This window comes from Marivita sp. (genome assembly GCF_051251565.1).
Lineage (GTDB): Bacteria > Pseudomonadota > Alphaproteobacteria > Rhodobacterales > Rhodobacteraceae > Marivita.
Genome location: NZ_JBPOFB010000010.1, coordinates 83,963 through 107,599 on the forward strand (window position 1 = coordinate 83,963; position 23,637 = coordinate 107,599).

At 58.6% G+C, this 23,637-nt stretch carries 21 protein-coding genes; 7 read left to right on the top strand and 14 right to left on the bottom strand.

Annotated elements, in window-relative coordinates; translation table 11 throughout:
- The first annotated feature begins 1 nt into the window (after position 1).
- Both ACSHXH_RS13675 and ACSHXH_RS13680 read left to right on the top strand, forming a co-directional pair.
- Positions 2–1,426 (top strand): NAD-dependent succinate-semialdehyde dehydrogenase, encoded by a 1,425-nt coding sequence (locus ACSHXH_RS13675; protein ID WP_435672363.1) that lies wholly within the window; start codon positions 2–4, stop codon positions 1,424–1,426.
- 10 nt (positions 1,427–1,436) lie between these two features.
- Positions 1,437–2,318 carry a 2-oxo acid dehydrogenase subunit E2 gene (locus ACSHXH_RS13680; protein ID WP_435672364.1) on the top strand — a complete coding sequence of 294 codons (882 nt, stop codon included), beginning with the start codon at positions 1,437–1,439 and terminating at the stop codon, positions 2,316–2,318.
- A 40-nt stretch (positions 2,319–2,358) separates the two neighbouring features.
- Here ACSHXH_RS13680 and ACSHXH_RS13685 read toward each other — a convergent pair whose 3' ends face one another.
- The 5 genes from ACSHXH_RS13685 to pobA form a co-directional block, all read right to left on the bottom strand.
- The gene (locus ACSHXH_RS13685) at positions 2,359–3,420 is read right to left on the bottom strand and encodes a 3-carboxy-cis,cis-muconate cycloisomerase (protein ID WP_435672365.1); all 1,062 of its coding nucleotides are present in this window, start codon (positions 3,418–3,420) and stop codon (positions 2,359–2,361) included.
- Positions 3,420–4,019, bottom strand: a complete 600-nt coding sequence (gene pcaG, locus ACSHXH_RS13690) for a protocatechuate 3,4-dioxygenase subunit alpha (protein ID WP_435672366.1) — start codon at positions 4,017–4,019, stop codon at positions 3,420–3,422. The genes ACSHXH_RS13685 and pcaG overlap by 1 nt, the downstream gene beginning before the upstream one ends.
- 3 nt (positions 4,020–4,022) lie before the next feature.
- The gene (pcaH, locus tag ACSHXH_RS13695; RefSeq protein WP_435672367.1) at positions 4,023–4,751 is read right to left on the bottom strand and encodes a protocatechuate 3,4-dioxygenase subunit beta; all 729 of its coding nucleotides are present in this window, start codon (positions 4,749–4,751) and stop codon (positions 4,023–4,025) included.
- Positions 4,744–5,127 carry a 4-carboxymuconolactone decarboxylase gene (pcaC, locus tag ACSHXH_RS13700; RefSeq protein ID WP_435672368.1) on the bottom strand — a complete coding sequence of 128 codons (384 nt, stop codon included), beginning with the start codon at positions 5,125–5,127 and terminating at the stop codon, positions 4,744–4,746. The genes pcaH and pcaC overlap by 8 nt, the downstream gene beginning before the upstream one ends.
- 104 nt (positions 5,128–5,231) lie before the next feature.
- Entirely contained in the window at positions 5,232–6,401 is a 1,170-nt protein-coding gene (gene pobA / locus ACSHXH_RS13705; protein ID WP_435672369.1) for a 4-hydroxybenzoate 3-monooxygenase, read from the bottom strand.
- 57 nt (positions 6,402–6,458) lie between these two features.
- On the opposite strand from pobA, the gene ACSHXH_RS13710 reads away from it, so the two are divergent.
- Positions 6,459–7,346 carry an AraC family transcriptional regulator gene (locus tag ACSHXH_RS13710; RefSeq protein ID WP_435672370.1) on the top strand — a complete coding sequence of 296 codons (888 nt, stop codon included), beginning with the start codon at positions 6,459–6,461 and terminating at the stop codon, positions 7,344–7,346.
- A gap of 31 nt (positions 7,347–7,377) precedes the next feature.
- Here the strand turns inward: ACSHXH_RS13710 and ACSHXH_RS13715 are convergent, their stop codons facing one another.
- Genes ACSHXH_RS13715 through ACSHXH_RS13730 form a run of 4 tightly spaced genes read right to left on the bottom strand, consistent with a single transcriptional unit; the run spans position 7,378 to position 11,570 of the window.
- Positions 7,378–8,397, bottom strand: coding sequence for a glycosyltransferase (locus tag ACSHXH_RS13715; RefSeq protein ID WP_435672371.1), 1,020 nt, complete (start codon positions 8,395–8,397; stop codon positions 7,378–7,380).
- Positions 8,394–9,392, bottom strand: a complete 999-nt coding sequence (locus ACSHXH_RS13720; protein ID WP_435672372.1) for a glycosyltransferase family 2 protein — start codon at positions 9,390–9,392, stop codon at positions 8,394–8,396. The genes ACSHXH_RS13715 and ACSHXH_RS13720 overlap by 4 nt, the downstream gene beginning before the upstream one ends.
- A 21-nt stretch (positions 9,393–9,413) precedes the next feature.
- Positions 9,414–10,331, bottom strand: coding sequence for a glycosyltransferase family 2 protein (locus tag ACSHXH_RS13725; protein ID WP_435672373.1), 918 nt, complete (start codon positions 10,329–10,331; stop codon positions 9,414–9,416).
- Between the two features lie 3 nt (positions 10,332–10,334).
- Complete coding sequence (locus ACSHXH_RS13730; RefSeq protein ID WP_435672374.1) at positions 10,335–11,570, bottom strand: oligosaccharide flippase family protein; 1,236 nt, start codon at positions 11,568–11,570, stop codon at positions 10,335–10,337.
- A gap of 201 nt (positions 11,571–11,771) precedes the next feature.
- Here ACSHXH_RS13730 and ACSHXH_RS13735 point away from each other — a divergent pair, with 201 nt between their 5' ends.
- On the top strand, positions 11,772–12,986 hold the full coding sequence (locus ACSHXH_RS13735; RefSeq protein WP_435672375.1) for a polysaccharide biosynthesis/export family protein: 1,215 nt from the start codon (positions 11,772–11,774) through the stop codon (positions 12,984–12,986).
- Here ACSHXH_RS13735 and ACSHXH_RS13740 read toward each other — a convergent pair.
- The 4 genes from ACSHXH_RS13740 to ACSHXH_RS13755 all read right to left on the bottom strand — a co-directional run bounded on the left by ACSHXH_RS13740 (position 12,983) and on the right by ACSHXH_RS13755 (position 18,610).
- Positions 12,983–15,553, bottom strand: a complete 2,571-nt coding sequence (locus ACSHXH_RS13740) for an ATP-binding protein (RefSeq protein WP_435672376.1) — start codon at positions 15,551–15,553, stop codon at positions 12,983–12,985. The two genes, ACSHXH_RS13735 and ACSHXH_RS13740, sit on opposite strands and share 4 nt — an antisense overlap.
- A gap of 61 nt (positions 15,554–15,614) precedes the next feature.
- A complete protein-coding gene (locus ACSHXH_RS13745) occupies positions 15,615–16,082 on the bottom strand; it encodes an oxidoreductase (RefSeq protein WP_435672377.1) in 468 nt (155 codons plus the stop codon).
- Between the two features lie 164 nt (positions 16,083–16,246).
- Positions 16,247–17,134, bottom strand: a complete 888-nt coding sequence (locus ACSHXH_RS13750; protein ID WP_435672378.1) for a UTP--glucose-1-phosphate uridylyltransferase — start codon at positions 17,132–17,134, stop codon at positions 16,247–16,249.
- Between the two features lie 84 nt (positions 17,135–17,218).
- Positions 17,219–18,610, bottom strand: coding sequence for a WecB/TagA/CpsF family glycosyltransferase (locus ACSHXH_RS13755; protein ID WP_435672379.1), 1,392 nt, complete (start codon positions 18,608–18,610; stop codon positions 17,219–17,221).
- 244 nt (positions 18,611–18,854) lie between these two features.
- Between ACSHXH_RS13755 and ACSHXH_RS13760 the strand changes: the two genes are divergently transcribed.
- The 3 genes from ACSHXH_RS13760 (at position 18,855) to ACSHXH_RS13770 (ending at position 22,290) form a co-directional block, all read left to right on the top strand.
- Positions 18,855–19,469, top strand: coding sequence for a response regulator transcription factor (locus ACSHXH_RS13760; RefSeq protein ID WP_435672380.1), 615 nt, complete (start codon positions 18,855–18,857; stop codon positions 19,467–19,469).
- A 359-nt stretch (positions 19,470–19,828) separates the two neighbouring features.
- Positions 19,829–21,028, top strand: a complete 1,200-nt coding sequence (locus tag ACSHXH_RS13765; RefSeq protein WP_435672381.1) for a hypothetical protein — start codon at positions 19,829–19,831, stop codon at positions 21,026–21,028.
- A complete protein-coding gene (locus tag ACSHXH_RS13770) occupies positions 21,025–22,290 on the top strand; it encodes an O-antigen ligase family protein (RefSeq protein ID WP_435672382.1) in 1,266 nt (421 codons plus the stop codon). Before ACSHXH_RS13765 ends, ACSHXH_RS13770 begins: the two co-directional genes overlap by 4 nt.
- 81 nt (positions 22,291–22,371) lie before the next feature.
- Here the strand turns inward: ACSHXH_RS13770 and ACSHXH_RS13775 are convergent, their stop codons facing one another.
- Positions 22,372–23,520 carry an iron-containing alcohol dehydrogenase gene (locus ACSHXH_RS13775; RefSeq protein WP_435672383.1) on the bottom strand — a complete coding sequence of 383 codons (1,149 nt, stop codon included), beginning with the start codon at positions 23,518–23,520 and terminating at the stop codon, positions 22,372–22,374.
- Between the last annotated feature and the right edge of the window lie 117 nt (positions 23,521–23,637).

Here is a 23,637-nt window from a genome sequence, read left to right on the forward strand (position 1 = left end):
CATGGACTATACCGATCTTTACATCAACGGCACGTGGCACAAGACAGCCGACCGCTTTGACGTCATCAACCCGGCCACCGAAGAGGTGATCGCCTCGGTCGCATCCGCCGATATCGCGGATGCCGACGCCGCGCTGGACGCCGCCGAAAAAGCGATGGCCGACTGGGCTGTACGCACCCCGCGCGCCCGGTCCGAAGTGTTGCGCAAAGCGTGGGAACTGATGACAGCCCAGCTCGATCACTTCGCCCACCTGATCACGTTGGAAAACGGCAAGGCGGGCGCAGACGCCAAGGGCGAAGCCACCTATGCCGCCGAATTCTTCCGCTGGTTTGCCGAAGAAGCGGTGCGCGCGGACGGCATGATCACCCACGCACCTGCCTCTCGCGCACGGATCATCGTGCAACACAAACCGGCAGGATTGGCCGTGTTGATCACACCTTGGAATTACCCCGCCGCCATGGGCACCCGCAAGATCGCGCCAGCGCTGGCTGCCGGTTGCGGCGTCATCATCAAACCCGCGTCGGAAACGCCGCTGACGATGCTGGCGCTGATGCCGCTGCTCGAAGAGGCAGGCGTGCCACCCGGATTGGTCAACGTGCTGCCCTCGCGCAAGACGGGCGCGTTGGTCGATCACATGCTGCACGATCCCCGCGTTCGTGTGGTCAGCTTTACCGGGTCTACAGGTGTGGGTCGCAAGCTGTTGAAATCAGCGGCTGATCAGGTTTTGAAACCCGCGATGGAACTGGGCGGCAATGCCCCGGTGGTGGTGCTGGAAGACGCCGATATGGACACCGCAATCGACGGGACAATGCTTGCCAAGATGCGCAATCTCGGCGAGGCCTGTACGGCGGCCAACCGCATCTATGTGCATGAAAGCATTGCAGATGAATTTACCAAACGCCTGACCGACCGCATGTCCGCGCTCAAGATGGGCGATGGCACCGATCCAAGCGTCGATGTTGGCCCGCTGGTCAACGCCGACACCCGCAACAAGGTGGCAGAATTCGTCACCGATGCTGTCGCCAAGGGTGCCAAGATCGAATGTGGTGGTACGGTGCCCGAGGGCAAGGGCTACTATTACCCGCCAACTGTCCTGTCGAGCGTGCCGGAACATGCCGATTGCGTGCAGGACGAAATCTTTGGCCCTGTCGCCGCGATCCAGACCTTCACCGATCAGGAAGAGGCCATTCGTCGCGCGAACAACACCGAATACGGGCTTGTCGCATATGTGTTTTCCGCCGATTTCAAACGCGCTTTGCAGGTCTGCGAACGGTTAGATTATGGCATGGTCGGGTTGAACCGTGGCCTTGTCAGCGATCCCGCGGCCCCCTTTGGTGGCACCAAACAATCGGGTCTGGGCCGCGAAGGCGGGCATGACGGCATGCTCGAATTCATGGAAACCCAGTATATTTCGGCAAGCTGGTAAAGGAGCAGACATGGCACACGTCACCGCAAGCCCCGCCACCCGCCGCTTGGCCCGTGAAAAGGGGGTCGAGATCGAAACCCTCGCCAAAAAACTTGGCCGTCAAACCATCGGCCCAGAGGATTTGAACGATAGCGCCGCCCCCCCGCCAACCGCTGCGGGCGACACGTCCTACTGGGATGTGGATCACAGCCAATATGGCCTCGTGACACCGGAGCCGATGAGCCGCTTTGCCAAGATCGCCGCGCGCAATCTTGCGGCAGCGCAATCGCTGATCCCGGCAGTGACCCATCACGACCGCGCCGATGTCAACCGCATCGAGGCGTTCCGTCACAGCCTGACGTCCGAAGCACAGGCGCGGGGCGTCAAGCTCACCGCGCTGGCGTTTCACGTCACCGCCCTCGCCCGCTGCCTGCACGCATTCCCGCGCTTCAACGCGTCTCTGTCGGCGGATGGCGACACGCTATACCTTAAAAACTATGTCCATATCGGCATCGCAGTTGATACCGCGCACGGCCTGATGGTGCCGGTGCTTCGTGATGCGGATCGCAAGGGCCTTTGGCAGATCGGGGCTGAGATTGCGGACCTGGCGTCCCGTGCACAAGCGCGCAAGGTGGGACCGGATGAAATGGGCGGTGCATCGATGACGATTACCAATCTGGGCGGCATAGGCGGCACGGCCTTTACGCCCATCGTCAACCCGCCCGAGGTGGCAATCCTTGGCATAACCCGCACCGAAACCGTCACCGTCTGGGACGGCGACACACCGCGCCCCGCCCCAATGGTGCCGCTTGATCTGTCCTACGATCACCGTGTGATCAACGGGGCTGATGCCGCACGGTTCCTGTCGCACTATGCTGCGCTGATCGCTGATCCACGCAACATGCTGGTCTAGTACGCCACCCCGTGTTGGGCGTGTCGGTTGCAGTCTGCGCCTATGCGCCGCCTCTGGGTGCGCCGATGTGCTCAACTGCATCAACCAATGCCAGCGCCGCGGTCAATGACCGGCCTGTTGCCTGAGCCATCTGTGGCAACAGCATCCATTCCAGTGACCATGCCGCGCCAGAACGTTCCTGTTCATGCACCACCGCATGATGCATCCCCGAGACCTGAACCGCGTTGAACCGCGCGAGCGTGACCAACAGTTCGGCATGCACCGGGTTCTGTTTGTGCGGCATGGCCGATGACGCACCGCCCCCCGCAAGCGTGATGTCGTCAATACCCTGCTGCGCCATGAGGCACATATCTTGGCCCATCTTGCCCAGTGTTCCGGTGATCAGCGACAAAACCGACGCCGCCTCGGCAAGACCGTCGCGCATCGCGTGCCAACTTTTTTCGGTGGGGTTAAGCCCCAAGTCCTGAGCCATTGCCGCGCAGAACGCCGAAGCCCCCGCGCCCAATGCGGCGCGATCCCCGGCTGCCCCGCCGATTTGAACACAAGCCACACGTGGGCGCAGCTGCGCCACCCGTTCCCGATGCGCAAAGAGCGGCAGCAACCATGTCTGTATCCGGTCTGCCACGGTGATCGGCAAAGCCGCCTGCATCCGGGTCCGGCCCATCAACGACATTGCCCCAAACCGCGCTTCAAGTGCTTCAAGAGCCAAGGTCAGACGCTCAAGCCGCTGATCGATCAGATCAAGACTGCGGATTAAAGACAGAACCGTGGCCGTGTCGATCACATCCTGCGACGTCGCCCCTGTGTGCAGCGCTATCGACCCTGTCCGTTCTGTCAACAGCCGCACCAAGGCAGGCACACAGACCCCGTCCCGCGCCGTACCATCGCGCAGGGCATCCGGGCTCAGATCTGCCCCTTCAATCGCCTGTGCCGCTGTCACGCCCTCCTCTTTGGTCCACAATGCTGCCAAGTGCCCGTGCCGCGACCACGCCGCCTCGAACGCGATCATATGGGCAAGCTGCGCATCGGCAGACCACAGCGCAGCGACCTCATCGTCCGCGAAAAGGCCCGACAGCCACGGGTGATCGAAGACACCCGCCATCACAGATCCAGAAAGACAGTTTCGCCCGCGCCCTGAAGGCGGATGTCAAAGCGGTACTTTCCGTCACCTACCGTTTTGGCGATCAAGGTATCGACGCGCGGGCGCTGTTCGATCCGGGCCAAAAGCGGATCACTGCTGTTGTCTTCGTCGTCGAAATAGATGCGCGTGTTGAGACCGATATTAATCCCCCGTGCCACGATCCAGACCGAGATATGTGGCGCAAAGACCTGCCCATTGCGCCCAGTGACCGCACCGGGCTTGATCGTGCGGAGGGTGAATTCGGCACTGTCCGTATGAAGGGCGAAGCGGCAAAATCCGCTGACCTTGGGGTCTGCGCCGTCCTGACCTGGATAGACCCCCGCAGCATCGGCCTGCCAACTTTCGAACATCGCATCGCGCATTGGCCAGCCGGTGCCATCATAGATCGATCCGACGATTGTGATGACCTCGCCCTTGGCACCGTCGTCAAACGGGCTGCGGCCAATGTCCTCGGAATAGATCCCTTCGATCCCGGCAAAGGCTGGGATGCAGCCGATATGCACATAGGGCCCGGCGGTCTGGCTTGGCGTTTCCACCAGAGTGTCAAGCGGTTGCACCATGCATCACATCCCTTCGGGTTTGTTCTCGAACATCGTCTGACGGCGCCCGCGCAAAACGATGTCGAACTTGTAGGCAAGGTAATCCATGCCCCGCGCATTCTGCATGTCCAGCGGCGCGACGAGGCGGTCAAGCTGACTGCGGTCGCGCACGGTGGCGGCAATCGGGCACAGGTCAATCAACGGATCACCCTGAAAATACATCTGGCTGATCAGACGTTGCCCAAAGGCATGGCCGAAAATCGAAAAATGAATATGCATTGGCCGCCAATCATTGGCCCGGTTCGGCCAGGGGTAGGCACCGGGGCGAATGGTCATGAACTCGTAAAATCCGTTGGCATCCGTGATTGTGCGCCCGCAGCCGCCGAAATTGGGATCAAGCGGCGCGAAATATGTGTCTTTGACATGGCGGTAACGCCCACCAGCATTGGCCTGCCAAATCTCGACCAACGTCTGCGGCACCGGGCGACCCGTCTCGTCCAGAACGCGACCGTGCACGCGGATGCGTTCCCCGATGGCCAGCGCTTTGCCCTGCGTATAGTTGCGAATGAGGTCGTTATCGAGCGCGCCCAAAAGGCTGTGCCCAAAGCGTGGCCCGGTTTCTTCGCTAGGGGTCGACTCCATCGACAAAAGCGGCAGCGCCGGGGACCGCGTGATCGAGGTTTTGTAGTCCGGGTGATACGGGTCTGGATGCATCTCTCGGCGGCGCGGCATCAGGGCTGCGGTGTCAGTCATCCGAGTTCTCCATCTCCGCATAGGTCTGTTTGGCCAGCTTGATCGCGTGGTTCGCGCAGGGCACGCCAGCATAGATCGCCACATGCTGGAACGCTTCCATCACGTCTTGCTTGCTGGCCCCGGTGCGAGCCGTGGCGCGAATATGCATCGGTATTTCGTCAAAATTGCCCGTCGCCGCCAAAAGTGCCAGTGTCAGCATCGACCGTTCCCGACGGCTGATCGCGTCCGAGGACCAGACTGTCCCCCACGCGCCTTCGGTGATAAGGGTTTGGAACGGCTCGTCAAACGCAGTCTTGGCCGCCTCGGCCCGGTCCACATGGGAGTCGCCCAGAACCTCGCGCCGGGTCTTTACCCCCTTGGTGATACGGTCAGACATTGTGTTCCCCCTCTTGGCCTTGTTTCGCATGTCTGATCCGTGCTGCAAATTGTAAACTTGCGCAGCACTCTTGCCGAGGCGCTACGGCCCACAGTCCCAGACACCTAGAACGGCAATCCGATATAGTTTTCCGCCAGATCGCGCCGCGCCGTCTCGGACTGGGACAAATGCCGCAATGTGGCCTTGCGCATCTGCGCGGCAAAGCTGTCTTCGCCGTCAAACTGGTGCAGCATTGTGGTCATCTGCCAGCTGAACCGCATCGCCTTCCAAATCCGCAGCAGCGCGCGTTCGGAATAGGCGTCAATGCCAGTTGCGTCGCCCTTTTTCAGGACATCGATCAGGGCTTGGTGCAGGTAATGCACATCCGACACTGCCAGATTAAGCCCCTTTGCCCCGGTCGGCGGCACGATATGCGCCGCATCCCCGACAAGAAACAGCCGCCCCCAGCGCAACGGCTCGCTCACAAAGGACCGCAGCGGGGCGATGGACTTCTCAATCGAGGGCCCGGTTTCCATGCTGTCCGCCACATCAGATGGCAGGCACGATCTCAGCTTGTTCCAAAAGCGCGCATCGCTCCAATCCGCGACCTTGTCGGTCAGCGGCACCTGCACGTAATACCGGCTTAGGGTTTGGTTGCGCATCGAAGCCAGTGCAAAACCGTTCGCGGAATTGGCATAGATCAGTTCCTCATGCGCCGGACGAGTACGCGACAGAACGCCCAGCCATCCAAAGGGATACACCCGTTCGAATTCGCGGCGTATATGCGCAGGGATGGTCTTGCGGCTGATCCCGTGAAAGCCATCACACCCCGCCACATACATACAGTCAAGACGCATGCGCGTGCCGTCCAGCGTGTATTCGACATAGGGCGCATCGCTGTAGGCATCCTGGATCACCACGTCTTCGACACCGTGCACAATGGTCGCGCCAAGCGCGTCCTGCGCTGTGTACAGATCGCGGGTGACTTCGGTCTGGCCGTACACCATGACCGAAGCGCCGGTCAGGTCTTTGAAATTGATCCGGACCATCAAGTCATCATCGGTCAGAAAACAGCCCTCATGCGGGTGGCCTTCGCGGTCCATGCGGTCGCCGATCCCCGCCTCGCGCAGCATCGTAACTGTTCCCGCCTCAAGCACCCCTGCCCGGATACGCGACAGAACATGTTCGCGCGAAGATCGCTCAAGCACCACCGTCGCAACACCTGCACGGTTCAAGATCTGCGACAACAGCAGACCCGACGGCCCACCACCGATGATGGCAACTTCCGTTTTCATGACAGCGTTCCTCCCCAAGACCAGCAACAGGGATAGGCCGAAAACCTGCATCCGAGAATGGCCACACAGATCCATCAATGGTATTTATCGAGCATGAGTGTGCAAAACATCATTCCCGCATTCGCATTATATGGCGAACATGACCAATTCCCGGACGTGATCCATATTGAGGATTTTTCCGTTCGTGCGCCGATCCATGATTGGCGCATCCTGCCGCATCGCCACAGCCAGATGTCGCAATTGTTTATGGTAAAGACCGGCAGGATAGAGGCGCGGACAGATGATGAAAATCACGTGATAGGGAAGAAAAATTTTCTTTATATACCAGAGCATTGCGTGCATGAATTTGTCTTTAAACCCGGCTCTCAGGGCAAGATCTTTTCATATCCGGTCAGTGTCGTGCGCACCGTGTCGCCCAGCACAGATCAAGTCGCATCCGCTCTGTCGCGCCCCTTTGCGGGATCTGTAGACGCCTCGCTTAAGCAGATGACGCAAATGCTGGACGATATCGCTGGCGGCAGCGGTCCCTTTCGCGCACAACAAATCATGGGTATGGCACATTCCGTGCTCGCGCATCTTGCCGATATATCTATATCGGATGTCGCACCAGACCAGATGCCAAAACACAGCCGGTTGTTCGCACTGGATGAGTTGATCGCGCAAAACCTGTCAACGGGGTGGTCCGCGTCCGATTTTGCCAAGGCTTTGTCGCTGAGCACCGGCCATCTGAGCCGTATGTGCCGCACCGCAACCGGGCATGGAGCAGCGACTTATATTGAGCAACGAAGGATGCAGGAGGCCTGCCGCCTGCTTGCTTTCACTCAGTTGCCGGTGTCTGAAATAGGGTACCGCTTGGGGTTCATTAACCCGTCACATTTTTCCAAACGCTTCCGCGCAGCACGGGGACAGACGCCGACAAACTACAGAGCACTGTTCACGGCGTAAGCGCTTTACACAGTCTTCTTCACTCTGACCGTCAGGCTAACGCAGGCACCGGCTTATGCGCAAATTCTTCGCGCATAACATCGTCCAGCATTTGTCGCCATTGGGCAGCAAACGCATCTTCATAGGCCTCACGCGATAGGGTTTTTATCTTTGCCGGTCGCCGCCGGGTGATCAGGCGGCCAAGCGCCTTTTGCCAGGTCGTCGGCTGGGCATCCCAGACAACGCGTGCGCCGTGGGGAACATGGTCGGTCAATCCATCAACATTGTTGACAAGCAAAGCACGCCCCGCAGCCAAAGTTTCGATGGCAACAAGCCCATATGCTTCCCAGACCGAGGGCATCGCAACGGCATCCACACCAGCCATGGCGGCCACCGGATCCTTGCTGAACCCCATAAAACGAATACGCGGATCATTGCCCGCAAGGTTTCGCAGCGTGTCCATTTCGTCTCCTTCTCCAAAAATGTGCAGTTCAATGCAGGCATCTGTGATGCCCCGAAATGCGGTGATTAGCGTGTCAAAGCCTTTTTGGCGGTCCAGCCGTCCAATCGCGCCGATAACGCGCACCTGCGGCCGCGCAGGCCTCAAAGCGCGAAAGGCAGAAAGCTCTACGCAAGACTGGATTACCTTCAGTGCAGATGGCCGGACGGCACCGCTTTGGACAAGCCACCTGCCCTGCGCCTTGCTGACGGCGACAACCCGATTGAACAGGCGGTAGGCTGTCTTCAACAACACGCCAAAGCGCCGGACATTGGCAACATTGGCGCGCACGAACCCTTCGGTGTAGCTGTGTTCCACATGGACAATCGGCGTCGTTGGGTGCCGCACCCGAAGCGCAACGAGCATCGGCAAAGCGCGCCAGCTGATCGCAAGATGCGACACGACCACATCCGCATGTACCCTTTGCAAAGACACCCGACCCCGCGCGACACAGACACGGCTGTGCAGGCCAGTTTGCGCCATTGCGGGGGCGGTCAGAATATGATCCAGAACCCGCATCACCCCACCTGCGGTGGTGTCATCCACCAGATGCACGATGCGCGGCTGGGTCATACCGGGGCTCCGACCCGACGGCCACGGGACACAAAAGACACCGCTTTTCGCAACGTCGCACGACCGACCATCGATAAGGCCATGGTCGCCGCAAGGGTCACAACCGATTTGACAGGTTCCTCGATCAGCGGGGTGCGGGATTCCGCTAGCCACGCCCGCGTGAAGGCCAATGCGCGCGGCGCGTCCAGACTACTGATCGCCCGACGGCTCAGATAGCGCAGCTGGTAGGCCCGCGCATCCGGCGTGTTCACAACAAAGAACGCCGGGTTGATCATTTCAAGCTTGGTGATCATGCGTTCCCACGCCGCCAGCTGCCGATCTGTTGCCGCGGACAGCCCACCAGCGCTGATCCTGTAATGTGTCAAAAGCCCCGCAACCCCTTCAAAAACCCACTCGGTGGACAAAGCAATCCGCAACCAGCACTCGATGTCTTCGGATTGCCGGAAGGTTTCATCAAAATACCAATCGCGCTGGGTCTCGTGCTGTGGACGGTAGGCGATTGCATCAAACACCGCGCGGCGCAGAACGACCGCAGAACCATTGCCAATTGGATTGCGCTTGAAGATCAGCGCGGCATCCACGTTCTTCAAACGCGGACGTTGCGCCGCTCCCAAAAGGTCGCCTCGGTTGTTAATCAGGGCCGAGCCTGAATAACTGATGCCAACATGCGGGTTCGCATCAAAATGCGCGATATGCGATGCCAGTTTTGCTGGCACCCATAGGTCATCAGCGTCGCAGAACCCGATCACATCGCCCCGCGCCGCTGCAATGCCACTGTTGCGGGCCCCGGCCAGACCACGATTGACCTGTCGGATCACCCGCACCTTTTTACCGTCTTCGAACGACCGGGCGATATGCGCTGTTTCATCCGTCGATCCGTCATCGACAATGATGATCTCAAAATGTGGATAGGTCTGCGCGAGCAACGCAAACAAAGTCTCCTTGATCGTGCTTTGAACGTTGAAGGCGGGAACAATGATCGAGGCAAAGGTCATGACGAACTCCGGAGTGAGGGACTACGAGAAGAGAGATTGGCAAGTGGTACGTGGCAAAAACAGGGCTCCAAGTGACCCCAAAAGGGTCAGAGCACCGCGGCGGAGAGGAGAGAAGAAACCAGATGGGCTGTGGGCCAGTCCCGCGATGGCATGGCGCAGCGCCAACGTGCGTGTTTCACCAAGGCGCAACGCGCGGCGCGCCAGATAGCGATGATGGATGGCGTGGCTCCGCGCACTGGGGGACATCCCGAACCGCGCTGCGGTTTCAATGGCACGAATGCGCCCCGCGCTCATTGCGCTCAGATCGGTCGAAAGCCCGCCGACACTTGTGCGGTACATCGTATGAAGCGACGCGACACCGATAACCCGCGCGCTACCGCCCACCAGCCGGATCAGCCATTCGAGATCTTCGTTATGAACCATCGATGTGTCGAACCCGCCCGTGGCCTTGAACGCACCGCGCCGCAGCGCAAGATTGGACATGGTGCAAACCGGGTTTTCCCCCAACAGCAGGTCAATCGACAAATCGCCTGACGGCACAGTCGAGAAAACTGTCGCATCCGACGGCGTGTGTTTGAAAAAGCCGATTTGGCCATAGGCACCGTCAACGGCTGGGTCGACAAAGGTCTTGACCAGTTCAGCCAGCTTTGTGGGCATCCAGATGTCATCTGCATCGCAAAACGCAATGATGGCGCCAGTGCTGGAAAATGCACCGAAATTCCGCGCCGCACTTGGCCCTTTGCCGGGGTTGCGGACCAATCGAATACGGGCATCAACGATGGAGGCGGCCTGAATCAGCTTACGGGTACCGTCGGTTGACCCGTCATCCACACAGATGGCTTCCCAGTTCGAAAACGTCTGTCCCCGGAGACTTTCCAAGGTTTGGAGCAGTGTGGTCTCGGCATTGTAGCACGGCAGCACGATTGAAAACGTCGTCATGGGTCAAATCCTTGCAAGCGGTCGGCCGAAGGCGAAGATCAGCGCGGGAAGTGAAGCGCCAACCATGACCACGGTGGCAATGACGGCATAGCCGGTTGCGATAGCTGTCAGGCCGTATGGGCTTAGCAGCGCGGTGTTTGCCATCAGGGCAATCGTCATCACGGCGGTGACCCAGAATTCCCGGTGCGCCCGGTCGGTGGCCCGCAGCCAGCCCGCAGTGGCAGACCAAAGCGTTGTGGGAATAGCAACAAGGCACAGGATCGACACGATCTGATCCAACCCGTCCCAGCCATCGCCCAACAAAATGGGTACGTAGTACGGAGCAAGGATCGCTTGCAGGACCACGGCAGGTGTGATCAGCGACATCGCAAGAACAAGGCTCTGACGGAGCGCAAACGACTTATCATCTTGTGCGCACAGATGCGGGAACAGAACGGTCGAGAAGGCAACGGAAAAGGAATTGGCAAGGCTCAGACCCGCGTTGAATGCCATGAAGTAAAGACCAAGCGCTTCGGCCCCCAACAACGTGCCAACAATGATCTTATCGGCCTGCATGCGCATCGCCTTGATCAGTTCGACACCCAGAACCGCCCAACCAAACTTGACAAATGGGCGCAATGGGGCGCGACCCTTACTCAGGTCAATTGTCCAGGGATGCAGCCTGCGCATCGCAATCAGCCAGAACGGGGCCGTAAGCAACCGCGGCAAAACCAGCGCAAGCGCAGAGGGCCAGAACAGCGCCAGACCAGCGGACATCAAGTTCGCGCCGACGCTTTGCGCGCCGGTGATCGTGGCAGTTTGGCGCAACTTGCCGGCACGCATTGCCAAAGCCGTCTGAACAAGACCCGCGGGCATGAACAAATATTCACCGGCAAGAATTAAGATCAGCAGCAACAGCTCAAGGCTGGCTCCAGCGGCAAAAAGCGCAAACCCGACCCCCGCCTGTGCAAGAAAAAGTCCGACGCACCACACCCAGAAAATGCGGTGTGCTGCAGCACAGGTCTGAGGAAGATCTTCCTCGCGTGCGGCAATGATCTTTTGCCCCACCCCGTTCTCGGTCAATGACTTGAGAATATCCGCAGCCGCCAAAGCAGCCGCCGCAACGCCGATCTGCGCCAGATCAAGGGACCGCGCAACGACAACCACCACAAGCAGGCGCGACAGCTTTGCAGCGACCTCGGATGCCCCGTAGGCAAAGAGGTTCTGCGCAATCCGCGAGGTCTTGAAGGAGGCAAACATTGAAACGATCCGATCCGGGCAGATAGACAATTTCTAGCGGACCAGCCTCGGCCCCGTCTCGGTCCCCCCCGGAGAGGACCATGTCGCAAAGGGATGACACCATATCCGAAAGGATAGGTCGTTCAGGGCAACATCCCCTCGACCCGCAGGGATTGTTTGAATATCAAAGCAACAATCGCAGGTGACAGGGCATGTCCATCCATGGGTCTTAGGTTGAAATTCGGGGCCGTGCTGATCGCCACTCTTGCGCTAGGGAACTGCGCGGGGTTTGAAACGCCAGGCAACCTTGAACCCGTTGCAACAGGTGCCGGATACCAGGCTCAATACCGCGCCCCGGATGTCACCCGAAATGCTGCCAATCTACTGCGCTCGGCCCAGATCAATGCAAGCAAGTGCAGACCCCCGCGCGGTGGTGTCGCTGGCAAAACCGACGGCCTTGCAGCACAAGCCCTGCGCGGTGAGCGGCTGTCGCGCAACGACTTGGTGAATATCCGCGTCGGAGATGACGAAACTTTCAATGGGGATTATGTCGTGTCTCGGGACGGGACACTCAAGCTGCCATTCCTGTCACCAATCCGGGCGCAGGGACGCAGCACGGACGCCATCGAAGCGGACATCGCCAATCAACTTGTATCGCTGGACTTTTTTGCTGACCAACCACGCGTGTCTGTGCGCGTTGCAGATTATGCATCGGTGAGTATCGGTGTATCCGGCGCAGTCTTTGAACCGCGTGCTTCCGAAATTGGCGGGGTGCCCGGCGATCAAGTGGATAGCCGTAGGCAAGAGGCCCTTGGCGCGGCCGGAGAAGGCCGCAACCTGTCCGTCGCCCTGCGATCTGCGGGCGGTGTTCGACCCGATGCCGATATTTCGGCCATAGAAGTGCGCCGCAATGGAAGACTCTATACATTGGATATGCGCGGCGTGTTCGAAGGTCGAAATGCCTCAGACATCATGCTCCTGACAGGTGACGAGGTGACAGTGCCAAGCCGAGACTGTTTCCAGGAAGAGCTGATGCGTCCCAGCCCGATCAGCCCTCCGGGCATCTCCCTGTTTTTGTCAAACCTCACTCAGCCCGCAGGTGGCAACGCGCCCGCAGGCATTGGCCGCGACGTCCGTGAAGTGCCGTACGGAACGCGGTATCTGCAAGCGGTTATCTCGGCCAATTGCGTCGGCGGCGCACGGGCTAGCAGCGGTGATAGATCTGCCGTGCTGTTTTCGCGCAACCCGGTAACGGGCATTTCGGTTGTGGTCGAACGGAGTATAGAAGACCTGATACGCCGCGCTGACCGCGATGATTATGATCCATTTCTGCTGCCCGGTGACGCGCTTGCCTGTTACGACAGCACTGTCACCAATGTCGGAGAAGTCGGCAGGGTTCTTGGTATCCTTGGATTTACCTTGGCCACCACGCTTTAGTCGTTGGACGCCATGCTTTCGCACTTTTGACGCTCCGCCAGCATCAGCGGGCGTGTAACAGACCAGACATGTGGCAAGGCACCCAATGCGGTTCGTGTTGCCTCAAGATCGCCCTGCTTGGCGGCATTTTCAACCCGGATCAGCGCAGACCGAAGCTCCACCGCGCCCATCGTAGCAGCGCTTCCAGAAATTTTATGCGCACAGGCAGCCGTTTCGGCAAGGCCAAGGGCTTCAAAGTCGCGCAAGGCGTCCAGCGTTTCATCAACCTCATTAACAAAGCGTTCCAGAAAGACCTGGAGCGCCGTCACGCCCAAGCCGTCACGAAGTTCTTCTATATAGCTCAGGGCTACCACATTCTTGATTTCCGGCACTCCCGGCTTGGCTTTGGTTGGAAGGCCAACCTGGTCGGATACAATTTGCAAAAGAGCCTCACGAGTTAATGGTTTTGTCAGGATGTCATTCATCCCGTCTACTAGATACGCCTGCTGTTCGTCGGCCATTGCGTTCGCTGTCAGGGCGACAATCGGGGTCGTTGCCGACGCGCCCTTGCCGGACCGGATTTCCCGTGTTGCCCCGCGACCGTCCAAAACAGGCATGCTGATATCCATAAGGATCAACGCAAATTCCTGTTCATGCGCCAGATCCACGGCGATCCGGCCATTATGCGCTTCGGTCACGCGATGACCTGCCGCGATAAGCATTTCGCGGGCCACGACGCGGTTGATTTCGTTGTCTTCTACCAAAAGGATATGGCTGGTTTTCCCTGTAACGGCATCTGTTTGCTGTTTCTCGATCACCAAGGGTGCCGCCACCGGAACAATGGGCAGATGAATATCGAACGTGCTGCCTTTGCCCGGCTCGCTTGCAACTTCGATCGTGCCGCCCAGAGCTTTGACAAACCGCTGCGCGATGCCCAGCCCAAGCCCCGTTCCACCAACATCACGGTCATATGAACTGTCACCGGTCATAAAATCATCAAATATCTGCGCCATAATCTGCGGATCGATGCCAACGCCTGTGTCGCTGACCGAGATCTTTAGTCTTGGTGCTTCCCTCTGGGCGTCATTGGTCGTGGCGACAACCTTGACGTTGCCACCCCTCGTAAATTTAACGGCATTGCCGATGATATTCATCAACACGTGTTGCAACCTGTCCCGGTCTGCCATGACCCAGTCCGTAGATGGCCCCTCCCACCCCCATTGCAGACTGGTGTCATTGGCAGATGCAGCGCCGCTTTGATTGTCGATAATATCTTGCAAGAGCGTGCTGATATTCATGGCAACAGGCCGAATCCGCAGCATTCCCGCATCATATTTGGTGATATCCAGAACATCCGAAATGTGACTCATCAAAAGCTTTCCTGACGTGTCCATGTTCTTGATATACCGCGCCTGTTTCGCGGTCAGTTTGGTGTCACGCAGTAGCGACAGGTTGCCAAGCAAGCCATTCAAAGGCGTTCGAATTTCATGGCTCATCGTCGCCAGAAAATCAGTCTTTGCCTTTTCTCCAGCCAACGCGCGATCACGCGCCGCAACCAGATCCTGCTCGGCCTGAACGCGGTGCGAAATGTCCCGCAAGAAGGCGATGAACACATTGCCCTCGTCCGTCTCTGCCGTCTGGATCGCCAGCTCAACGGGAAACACCTTGCCCGACGCGCGCTTGGCGTCAAGCTTCACGCGCCCCTTGCCCACCACACGTTTCTCGCCGCCGTGGCGCATGCGATCCATGCCGGCGTTGTGGGCATCAAAATGATGGTCCGGGATAATCAGATCAGCAAGGTTGCGCCCAATGGCAAAGGCAGCAGAATATCCAAAAATATGCTCTGCTGCTGCATTAAAGTCGAGAATACGTCCCTCTGAGTCGCTGACGATCACAGCATCAAGCGCAGTTCCCGTCACGATCTTCATCCGCTTGCCGGCTTCGATGGCCTCGGTCCGACGGCGCAGGTTCACACCGTTCAAATAGTTGAGATAGATCGACAAACACAGCAGCGCCAAAAGCAGCAACGTCACCACGGCCGCCATTTGTGTCAGGGTTATTGCGACATTGCTGCGACGCATGTCCGAATTTTCGGCGAAATAGTTCAAACCAGAGTTTGACAATGCCCGAACATTCGCCCGGATACGGTCCGCACTTTCCAAAAGCTGCGGCAAAGCTTCGGTCAGGTCGGCATCTTGTGAGTCGATGTCCGCGATTGAGCGCAAGAGAAACGCATGAATCAGCCCTAGGTTTGACGCGAATTCATCCTGACCACGTAGGCCCTCGTAAATCGCAGAGTCCCGCAGCGTGTCGATCCGGCTGTAGAAGATATCGAACCTACGTCGCAGATCGCGCAGGCGGGGACGATCTTCTTGAACCGCCTGAAAAAGGTGCAGTTCGTATTCAAGAAACTCGACCTCGGCCTGCGACAGAGACCACTGGACATTGTCCGAATTGGCTGAATTCAACAGGCGCAAATCTCGCGCCACATTCACCGACATGAAGACGATTGCAACAAAGCCAACCATTGCAAGCACAAGCCAGATCATGATCTGTGCCCGCATCGGCGATTTCTGCAACTTCAGCATGTGGCCCCTCTTTGGCGAAGCAACCTATGCATTATTTGCAAAGGCAATGTCGCCGAAAGGTCTACTCGACAGCCTCAATGCGGTCGAGTTGCCAGATGCTCCGAGAGTAAATTACTTCGGTGCGATAGCTGGAATTGCTATCAAAGGGGTAGATGATCCAGAGCGGTCCTTTATCACGGACGGACATCGTATCGCCGTCCAAGAGATAGGCCACGATCGGCCCATCCTGGACCGCGTCCGACACTGGGATTTCAACGGCATAATCGTTGATCGCAGTGGCGCGCAACGTTGTTCCCTTAACCCCCAAAAGCGCCACGAGATCGGCAAGCGTCACGCCCTGAAAGGTCTTTGTGCCTTCGGTCCAGATCGTTGCGGTTTCGATTGTGGTACTTTCCAAGGCTTGAAGCATCTCAAGATCGAACTGCGCTGTCTCATCCACGTTGGTGGTGTCAATCGACCCGTTGACAGTAAGGATCACGTCCCCCTGCGGCGCATTAAGGCTTTGCGCCCACGCCGGTGCCAACGACATAGATACAAAAATGGCAGCAGTGTAAAAAACTCGGTACATCGTTGGGATTCCTCAAATCACAGAATTGAAAGATGCCACAAAAATCGGCTTCGACACACTGGGTTAAACGGATAGCACCCTATCCTTTCGGATAGGGTGCCGCGCCAGTTGGATAGGTTTTGTGGTTAAGCAACGTTGCGCAGGGGCGCGGTCCGGTCTGCCATGAACATGCAGAACGCGTCCCGCAGTTCGGGGCGATCCATGACGAACGCTACGGTCGCTTGGACGAAGCCCTGCACCGAACCACAATCAAAACGCTCGCCTTCAAAACGGTAGCCGTTGACCCCTACATCCGGGAGATCGGCATTGATCGCATCGGTAAGCTGCAATTCCCCGCCTGCGCCCGGACCAAGATTTGCCAACCGACCAAAAATCGACGGCTCAAGAATGTAACGTCCAACGATGGCTTGGGTTGAGGGCGCGATATCGGGGCGGGGCTTTTCAACCAGACCTCGCGCATGTGCCAACCTGCCCTTTTCGGACGCAACATCTAGGATGCCATAGGACGAGGTTTGTTCACGCGGCACATCCATCGTCGCCACCATGTGGCCACGTGTTTCACGATGTGCGGCAACCATCTGCGCCAAGGCCCCGTGCGGCGCACGGATAACATCATCGGGCAACAGCACTGCAAAGGGTTCATTCCCGACAAGCCGTTTTGCCAAACCCACAGCATGGCCAAGGCCGCGTGGGGTGTTTTGCCGAACAAACGAAAGCGTCCCTTCGGGCATCCGTGTGCGTTCAAGCGCGGCCAACGCGGCAGTCTTGCCATTTTGCTGCAACCGCTGTTCCAGCGCAGCGGCTGTATCGAAATAATCTTCCAATGCGCCTTTGCCTGCGGCAGTGACAAAAATGAATTCCTCAATTCCTGCCGCGCGGGCTTCGTCCACGGCATATTGGATCAACGGGCGGTCAATCAAAGGCAGCATCTCTTTCGGGATGGACTTGGTTGCAGGTAAAAACCGGGTGCCCATGCCTGCAACTGGAAAAACAGCTTTGCGGATATGTGTCATGGTCTTGTTCCTTTTCTAAAGGCGTATCATTGAGACAAGATGAGCGGACGAGAGAGAGACTGTGGAGAGAGAGAGAGAGAGAATTCAGTAGGCGCCACGCCCCGAGAAGACGGCACCAAACGTTTTGATGATCAAAACAAGATCAAGAAGCAGGTTGCGCGAGGAGGCATAGGAGATGTCCATTTCCACCATCTGGTCGAACCCGATATTCGCACGGCCCGAAACCTGCCAAACACCGGTGATCCCCGGCTTGACCACCAGCCGGCCCAAAGCACGCTTGGGATAGGCAGCAACTTCGCTGGGAAGTGCCGGGCGTGGTCCAACGATGGCCATGTCCCCCCGCAACACGTTGATGATCTGCGGCAGTTCGTCGATCGAAAAGCGGCGAATAAAGCGCCCTACCCGCGTCACACGCGGATCGTTGCGCGACTTGAAACAAACACCGTCCCTGTCAGAGTTTTTCAAAAGGTCTGCACGCCGCGCCTCCGCATCAGAACTCATTGAGCGGAATTTCAGCATGGTAAAAGGTGTGCCATCGCGTCCAATCCGGGTTTGACGAAACAACACTGGCCCGCGACTATCGCATTTGATCATAACCGCCGTAAGCACGAGAACGGGCGACAGAACCAGCAGCGCACTTGCTGACACCGTGACATCCAGAAACCGGCGCTGCATGTCGGCAAAAGAGCGCTGAGACAACTGCGTCATCGCCGCGTGTGCAAGGAAAGACACGTTCCCGGCAAGATAGCGTTTGGCCAATCGGCCCGGCTCCTGGGCAAGCCGCCACACCCATTCCATACGTGCCCGGCGTACAATCTTGGGGGCACGCAAAACAGTTCCGGCAAGAAAGTCGAACAATGCGCCGACAGCCAATGTCAGGGATGCGTCCAGACGATCTGCGTTGCGATGCAGCCAGATTTCCTGCGCTGGAACACCCAGCGCCACAAGGACAATGTCTGCACCGCTTTCGTTGATGTCCGAAATGACCGCATCGGTATCAAGCGCCCCCTCATAGCCATCACGCGTTCCCGCAATACGCAGGTTGGGAATGTTAGTGATGAGCGTGTTTGCCGCCGCATTTGCGGTTCCGGGCGTGCCACCAAACAGGTAAACGGATTTGCCCATGCGGGCCGCCCGTTCCAGAAGCGCAGGCACCAAATCGGTGCCATTCAGGTTCTCGGTCAGGCGGGCACCGCTCATCTTTGCGGCCAGCTCCACACCAATGCCATCCGGCAGCAGAACGTCGGCGTCAGACACGGCCTGAGCGTAAGCCACGTCGCGGCGGCGCATGTTGCAACAATGGGCGTTCATGAAAAAGGCACGGCGGCGGCCCGGTGCCAGAAGCGCCTGAATGGCAAGGCCGGACGTGGCATCGACCAGATCAAGACCCAGAGCAGGAATGAATTTGGTCGTAAGCCGGGGTGCCCCGATACGTTCGGCAAGGTCGAAATCAGTTGTAAACGTTGCATGTTTCATGGCTTAAGTCCTAAGGTATCGAAAGTTGCCCCGAACGTGACTGAGGCCATGACTGCGCTCAATGGAGCGGACGGACACGTTGGAGGGACTTTGGGAAAGGCGTCGCTCCAGTTGGTTAACCCACCTACCCAGAAGCCTAGGGAATTACCCCAAAGCATGGGAACGCTGCCACTTTTGTGCTCGATTTCTGACGTTTAACTGTCCAGATCCCATTGTAGCCGTCGGACTATATTAGGAGACTGCCATGCGTGTTTTGATTGCCGACGACCACGATTTGCTACGCGACACTCTTGTCATGTTCCTGAATGCTCAGGGAGACATGGACACCGGCTCGGCGGCCAATTTCACCGAGGCAACCCAGATGATCCAAAAAAACGAACGCTACGATCTCGTTTTGCTAGATCTGAACATGCCGGGCATGAACGGGTTGGACGGCCTCACGCGGGCCATGTCCATGAATGGCGGACAGCGCGTAGCTTTGCTGTCTGGCTCTGCAAAACGCGATATCGTGGAAAAGGCGCTCGAAGCTGGCGCAGCCGGGTTTGTTCCCAAAACATTGCCGGCAAAATCCATGATCAACGCGGTCAAGTTCATGGCGATGGGCGAACAATATGCGCCGATTGACTTCATGACCTCGGTTGAGGAAGTGACGTCGCACCCACTGGCGGACCGCCTGACCCCCCGCGAGCTTCAGGTTCTGGAAGGGCTGACCGAAGGCAAGTCAAACAAGGAAATTGCCCGCGATCTTGATATCACCGAACCAACCGTCAAACTGCATATGAAAACGCTCTACCGAAAGCTGGAAGCGTCGAACCGAACGCAGGCCGCATTGATCGCGCGCGAAGCCGGTCTGTTCTGACCTATCCCAACGGGTAGGCACGTCTCCAAAAATCCCTTTTTGTCATCCATACGCGTGCAAGCTTTTGTGGATGTGTCGCGGTAGTCATGGTGCCAAGGAGGCGTCTCATGACACTGCAACAGACCGCTCAATCTGGACTTCTAGCACCCCCCAGGCAGCAGCGCCGTCAGCTTTCGCTACGGCGAATCCTTATGGGTGGTCGGATCAGTGACATGGGGCGCTTTCCCCGGTACCTAGCTTTTGCCCTCCTCGGAGGCACGCTCATTTGGGCCCCGATCACGGGCTATTTGCGCACGGCACCACTCACGTTCAAGTCAAGTTCCTCTCTCATACTGCCCGGTTCCGGCGCTTCTGCATCCATGAACCTGAACGGGATCGGGCAGGCTTCTTCCTACGCAAGTTCGGCTTTCGCAAGCAATTCCGTCAGCCCCACCGAAACCTACAAACGACTTATCGGTGCCGACCGTATCCTCGCGGCTGCGGCGGCATCCATGAACCTCAGCCGAGGTGAATTTGAGCAGCCAAGGATCAGGCTGGTTGATCAAACCAGCCTGATCCACCTCGAAATCACAGGTGGCACCGCCGAAGAGGCGCAGGCCCGTGGCGATGCCCTTCTCGCAGCATTTTTTGCAGAACTGGACGCGTTGCGCGCCGACGAACAAGCCACCCGCGAAGACAGCGGCCTTGCAGCCATCGGCGATTATAAATCCTCAGTCGCAACCACACGCGCAGACATTGCAAAACTGCAAAACGACAGCGGCCTTGTGTCGGTTGATCAATACAATGCCATCGTCGAGGCTACACGTATGTTGGAAAGCCGCGTTCAGGACCTGGCCGCAACCCTTCAGGACAAAACGCACAGTGTCGCGTCGCTTGAGACGACACTTGGTATTCCAGCCAAGGCCGCAGCCGCGACGCTGAAACTTTATGCCGATGCCCAATTCATCGCCCTGACAGACGAGGTCGGCGTGCATGCCGCCCGTCTTGCCGAGGCGCAATCGCGCTTTGGTGACGGTCATCCAAAGGTGCAAGACGCTCGCGCCGCCCACGCCGCCGCAAAGGCGGCCACCCTACAGCAGGCCAAACAGGTCACCGGATTGACTATGGCAGATCTTGGCACGCTCGATCTTGCCCCTGCCGGGGCCCGTGCCGATCTTCTGGCAGAGCTTGTGCGCATGGATGCCGAACGCGCCGGGATCGCGCAGCACCATGAAACTTTGTCACGGCGGCTCGAACGAGAACTTGCCCGCCAGCATGCCCTGGCAGCCCCGGCCGCCCGCTTGCAGGATCTGCAACGAGATTTCCGCGTGGCAGAGGCAGTTTTCGCCACCGCCATCGCTCGGTCACAATCAACCAAGTCGGATGTCTATGCCTCTTACCCGCTGGTGCAGGTTCTTGAAAACCCGTCGCTGCCATACAACCCGTCATCTCCGAACCGCACATTGGCCTATGCCGCAGGCATCGCCGCGACCTTCATGCTGTTGGTCGGCCTTGCACTCGGGTGGATGCGCTCGGCTGTCATCAACCGCCTGCTGAATAAACCGGGCGACCCTGCGTGACGCCAAACAATCCCGCGGAACGCATCGTCTACAAGACGCTCATCCTGACTTGGCCGTTCTATGCTGTTGGCGCTCTCTATGTGGTTGGTCCCGTTCTGGCGTGGATACTTGGCGCGCTCGCGTTTCTGTCGCTCTATCTTGGCCAAGCCATCCGCAGTGACCTGCGCGCTACAGGAAGCATTCCTCCGCTGATCTGGGCGTGGATCGTTGGCATGCTTGTCATGCTAGTGGCCCTTTGGGTAGGGCACCTTGACTGGGCTCTCGGGACAAAACAGACGATCAAATCATCCATCGGCTGGGCCAAGGGCTGGGCCTTGCTGGTTTTGTTTCCCCTCGCCGGCGCAGTCCTGCCGATCCGTCGAGAAGTCCTAATCCGGTCGCAATGCGTGATCGGCGCCTGGACACTGGCTCTCGCTCCGATCCTGATCATCGCGCCCTATATCGGGCTGCCCGAGCGGATTTTCGTGTCCCCCTTCAAAGCGGTTGGCGGTCCGGGCCCCGAATACTTTACCGTCTATTTCTTCACATACGACCCTGCCAGCATGACACCGCGCTGGCAATTTTATGCGCCTTGGTCACCTTTTGCAGCCCTGCTGGGCGTTCTCATGGTGCTGTTTGCGCTTGAAGAAAAAGACCGCAAATGGATGCTCGCGGGACTGGCAGCGGGGCTTTTGATGATCCTAGCCTCCAAATCCCGCATGGGTCTCGTGGGGCTGGTCGCCTGCACCATCGCGCCGCGCATGATGCCATTGATTTTGCGCGGATGGGCGTGGCATGCAACGGCTGCTTTGACAGCGTCAATGGCGGTTCTGGGCACTGCCATCGTCGCCATGGCACAAGATGCGGTCGCCATCTTCAAGGGGGCACGCGCCGACAGCACCCGTGTGCGCGAAACCCTACAACGCATCGCTAAGGAACGCTGGGAAAACGACGCCGTCTGGTTTGGTCACGGAACCGTCCATCCCGGCGCACATATCGTCGAATACATGCCCATAGGCAGCCATCACACTTGGTTCGGCCTGTTGTTCGTTAAAGGACTGGTTGGATTTCTGGCATTCCTCATTCCCTTGGTCTGGCACACACTTTTTGCGATGTATGACGCCGCACGCCATCCAAGGGGCAGGTTGCCCATGGGCATCTTGATGACGATGGTGCTTTTGTCCTTTGGCGAAAACATCGAGATCCAGGCCTATATGCTCTGGCCGGCGCTGATTTTGTTGGGGGTCCATCTGCGCGAAGTGGCTGACGATCCGGCGCCCTGATCCGCGCACTGTCGACGTGGCTCAGGATATCGAGGTGGCGCGCATCCTCTTCGGCATCATGCCATGTCTGGTGCGGGTCGGTCACCGCGCCCGATCCATCAGGTCCAACAACTGCACTTCGGTCAGGGCAACCCGGTTCGCCTTCATCGACGACGAGCTGACCGCGTCCCGCGCCGCCTTGGCGCGTGCCGCACCTGTGATCCCTTGCGCATCCAGCCCCGGCAGACCCGCAGCACGCGACCACGCGTGCAGTGTGACGAACGCATCGTCAGGTGTGCCGCCAAAGGCCTGCGCAATCCAGCCCTGCACCTCGGCCATGCGGATCATCAAAGTCGCGTCGCCCCCCGCGTCGGCATTGGCCCTCAGACCATGCGGCAACAACGCGCCGCAAATCGCCCCGTGCGCCGCGTTGGACAACCCACCCAAAGGCCCCGCCAAACCGTGCACCACGCCAAGCCCCGAATTGGCCAAAGCCAAGCCACCGCACAGGCTCACCCATGCCAGCGCATCGCGCGCGTCGGGGTTTTCGTCCACCATGATCTGTTGGATCGCCACCAACCCTTTGGGGATCGCATCGCGGCAGATCATATCCGTCATCGGATTGGCCTTGGACGACAGATAAGGTTCGATCACCTGCGTGACCGCATCCAACCCCGAGGCCAAAGTCACCCCGCGCGGGCAATTGTCGGTCAATGCAGGGTCCACAATCGCCAGTGTCGGCAACATGCGCGGGTCACGCAGGCTAACCTTGCGCTGCGCATCGGGCACAGAAATCACCGCGTTGCGCGTGACTTCGGCCCCTGTCCCGGATGTCGTTGGCAGGGCCGCAAAGGGCAGCGGCGCCACGTCCAGCGGCAGGCCTTTGCCCACCACCTCCAGATGGTCCATCATCGGGCGCGTGGCCGGGGCAAGCGCTGCAATGGCCTTGCCTGCATCGATCACCGCACCGCCGCCAATGGCGATGACGGCCTGCACCTGCGCGTCGCGCGCCCTCGCAACCCCGGCTTCGATCAGCGCGACATCGGGTTCTTTCGCCGCTGAATACACGGCGACGGCTACGCCTTCGGCCTCTAGTTCCGCTTTCAACCACTCCGCCCGTGCCGGGTTCGCCCCTGTCACCAGCAACACCGACCCGCCCAGACCAGCAAGCGCCGAAACGGCCCGCGCCGCCTCGCCGCGTCCAAACCGGATCATGTCTGCGGTCGCAAATGCAAAAGCTGTGGCGGTCATGGGTGATCCTCTGGTTCTAATTTGGCCCAGATGTGCCCGTGTTGTCTAATCGCGGACTGTGGGTCAAGCACTTCTTCTCTTGAACGTCGCCATAAGGGCGGCGTTTTTTGTTTTCTA

What these genes read in the sequence shown, in the direction of transcription:
- pcaH (WP_435672367.1), bottom strand. Translation starts at nt 4,751, where the DNA reads ATGACTGACACCGCAGCCCTGATGCCGCGCCGCCGAGAGATGCATCCA.
- ACSHXH_RS13685 (WP_435672365.1), bottom strand. Translation starts at nt 3,420, where the DNA reads ATGGCGGGTGTCTTCGATCACCCGTGGCTGTCGGGCCTTTTCGCGGAC.
- ACSHXH_RS13765 (WP_435672381.1), top strand. Translation starts at nt 19,829, where the DNA reads ATGAACCTGAACGGGATCGGGCAGGCTTCTTCCTACGCAAGTTCGGCT.
- ACSHXH_RS13715 (WP_435672371.1), bottom strand. Translation starts at nt 8,397, where the DNA reads ATGACCCAGCCGCGCATCGTGCATCTGGTGGATGACACCACCGCAGGT.
- ACSHXH_RS13730 (WP_435672374.1), bottom strand. Translation starts at nt 11,570, where the DNA reads ATGTTTGCCTCCTTCAAGACCTCGCGGATTGCGCAGAACCTCTTTGCC.
- ACSHXH_RS13745 (WP_435672377.1), bottom strand. Translation starts at nt 16,082, where the DNA reads ATGTCGTTGGCACCGGCGTGGGCGCAAAGCCTTAATGCGCCGCAGGGG.
- ACSHXH_RS13755 (WP_435672379.1), bottom strand. Translation starts at nt 18,610, where the DNA reads ATGAAACATGCAACGTTTACAACTGATTTCGACCTTGCCGAACGTATC.
- ACSHXH_RS13750 (WP_435672378.1), bottom strand. Translation starts at nt 17,134, where the DNA reads ATGACACATATCCGCAAAGCTGTTTTTCCAGTTGCAGGCATGGGCACC.
- ACSHXH_RS13725 (WP_435672373.1), bottom strand. Translation starts at nt 10,331, where the DNA reads ATGACGACGTTTTCAATCGTGCTGCCGTGCTACAATGCCGAGACCACA.
- ACSHXH_RS13735 (WP_435672375.1), top strand. Translation starts at nt 11,772, where the DNA reads ATGGGTCTTAGGTTGAAATTCGGGGCCGTGCTGATCGCCACTCTTGCG.
- pobA (WP_435672369.1), bottom strand. Translation starts at nt 6,401, where the DNA reads ATGAAAACGGAAGTTGCCATCATCGGTGGTGGGCCGTCGGGTCTGCTG.
- pcaG (WP_435672366.1), bottom strand. Translation starts at nt 4,019, where the DNA reads ATGGTGCAACCGCTTGACACTCTGGTGGAAACGCCAAGCCAGACCGCC.
- ACSHXH_RS13740 (WP_435672376.1), bottom strand. Translation starts at nt 15,553, where the DNA reads ATGCTGAAGTTGCAGAAATCGCCGATGCGGGCACAGATCATGATCTGG.
- pcaC (WP_435672368.1), bottom strand. Translation starts at nt 5,127, where the DNA reads ATGTCTGACCGTATCACCAAGGGGGTAAAGACCCGGCGCGAGGTTCTG.
- ACSHXH_RS13710 (WP_435672370.1), top strand. Translation starts at nt 6,459, where the DNA reads ATGGCCACACAGATCCATCAATGGTATTTATCGAGCATGAGTGTGCAA.
- ACSHXH_RS13720 (WP_435672372.1), bottom strand. Translation starts at nt 9,392, where the DNA reads ATGACCTTTGCCTCGATCATTGTTCCCGCCTTCAACGTTCAAAGCACG.
- ACSHXH_RS13675 (WP_435672363.1), top strand. Translation starts at nt 2, where the DNA reads ATGGACTATACCGATCTTTACATCAACGGCACGTGGCACAAGACAGCC.
- ACSHXH_RS13775 (WP_435672383.1), bottom strand. Translation starts at nt 23,520, where the DNA reads ATGACCGCCACAGCTTTTGCATTTGCGACCGCAGACATGATCCGGTTT.
- ACSHXH_RS13680 (WP_435672364.1), top strand. Translation starts at nt 1,437, where the DNA reads ATGGCACACGTCACCGCAAGCCCCGCCACCCGCCGCTTGGCCCGTGAA.
- ACSHXH_RS13760 (WP_435672380.1), top strand. Translation starts at nt 18,855, where the DNA reads ATGCGTGTTTTGATTGCCGACGACCACGATTTGCTACGCGACACTCTT.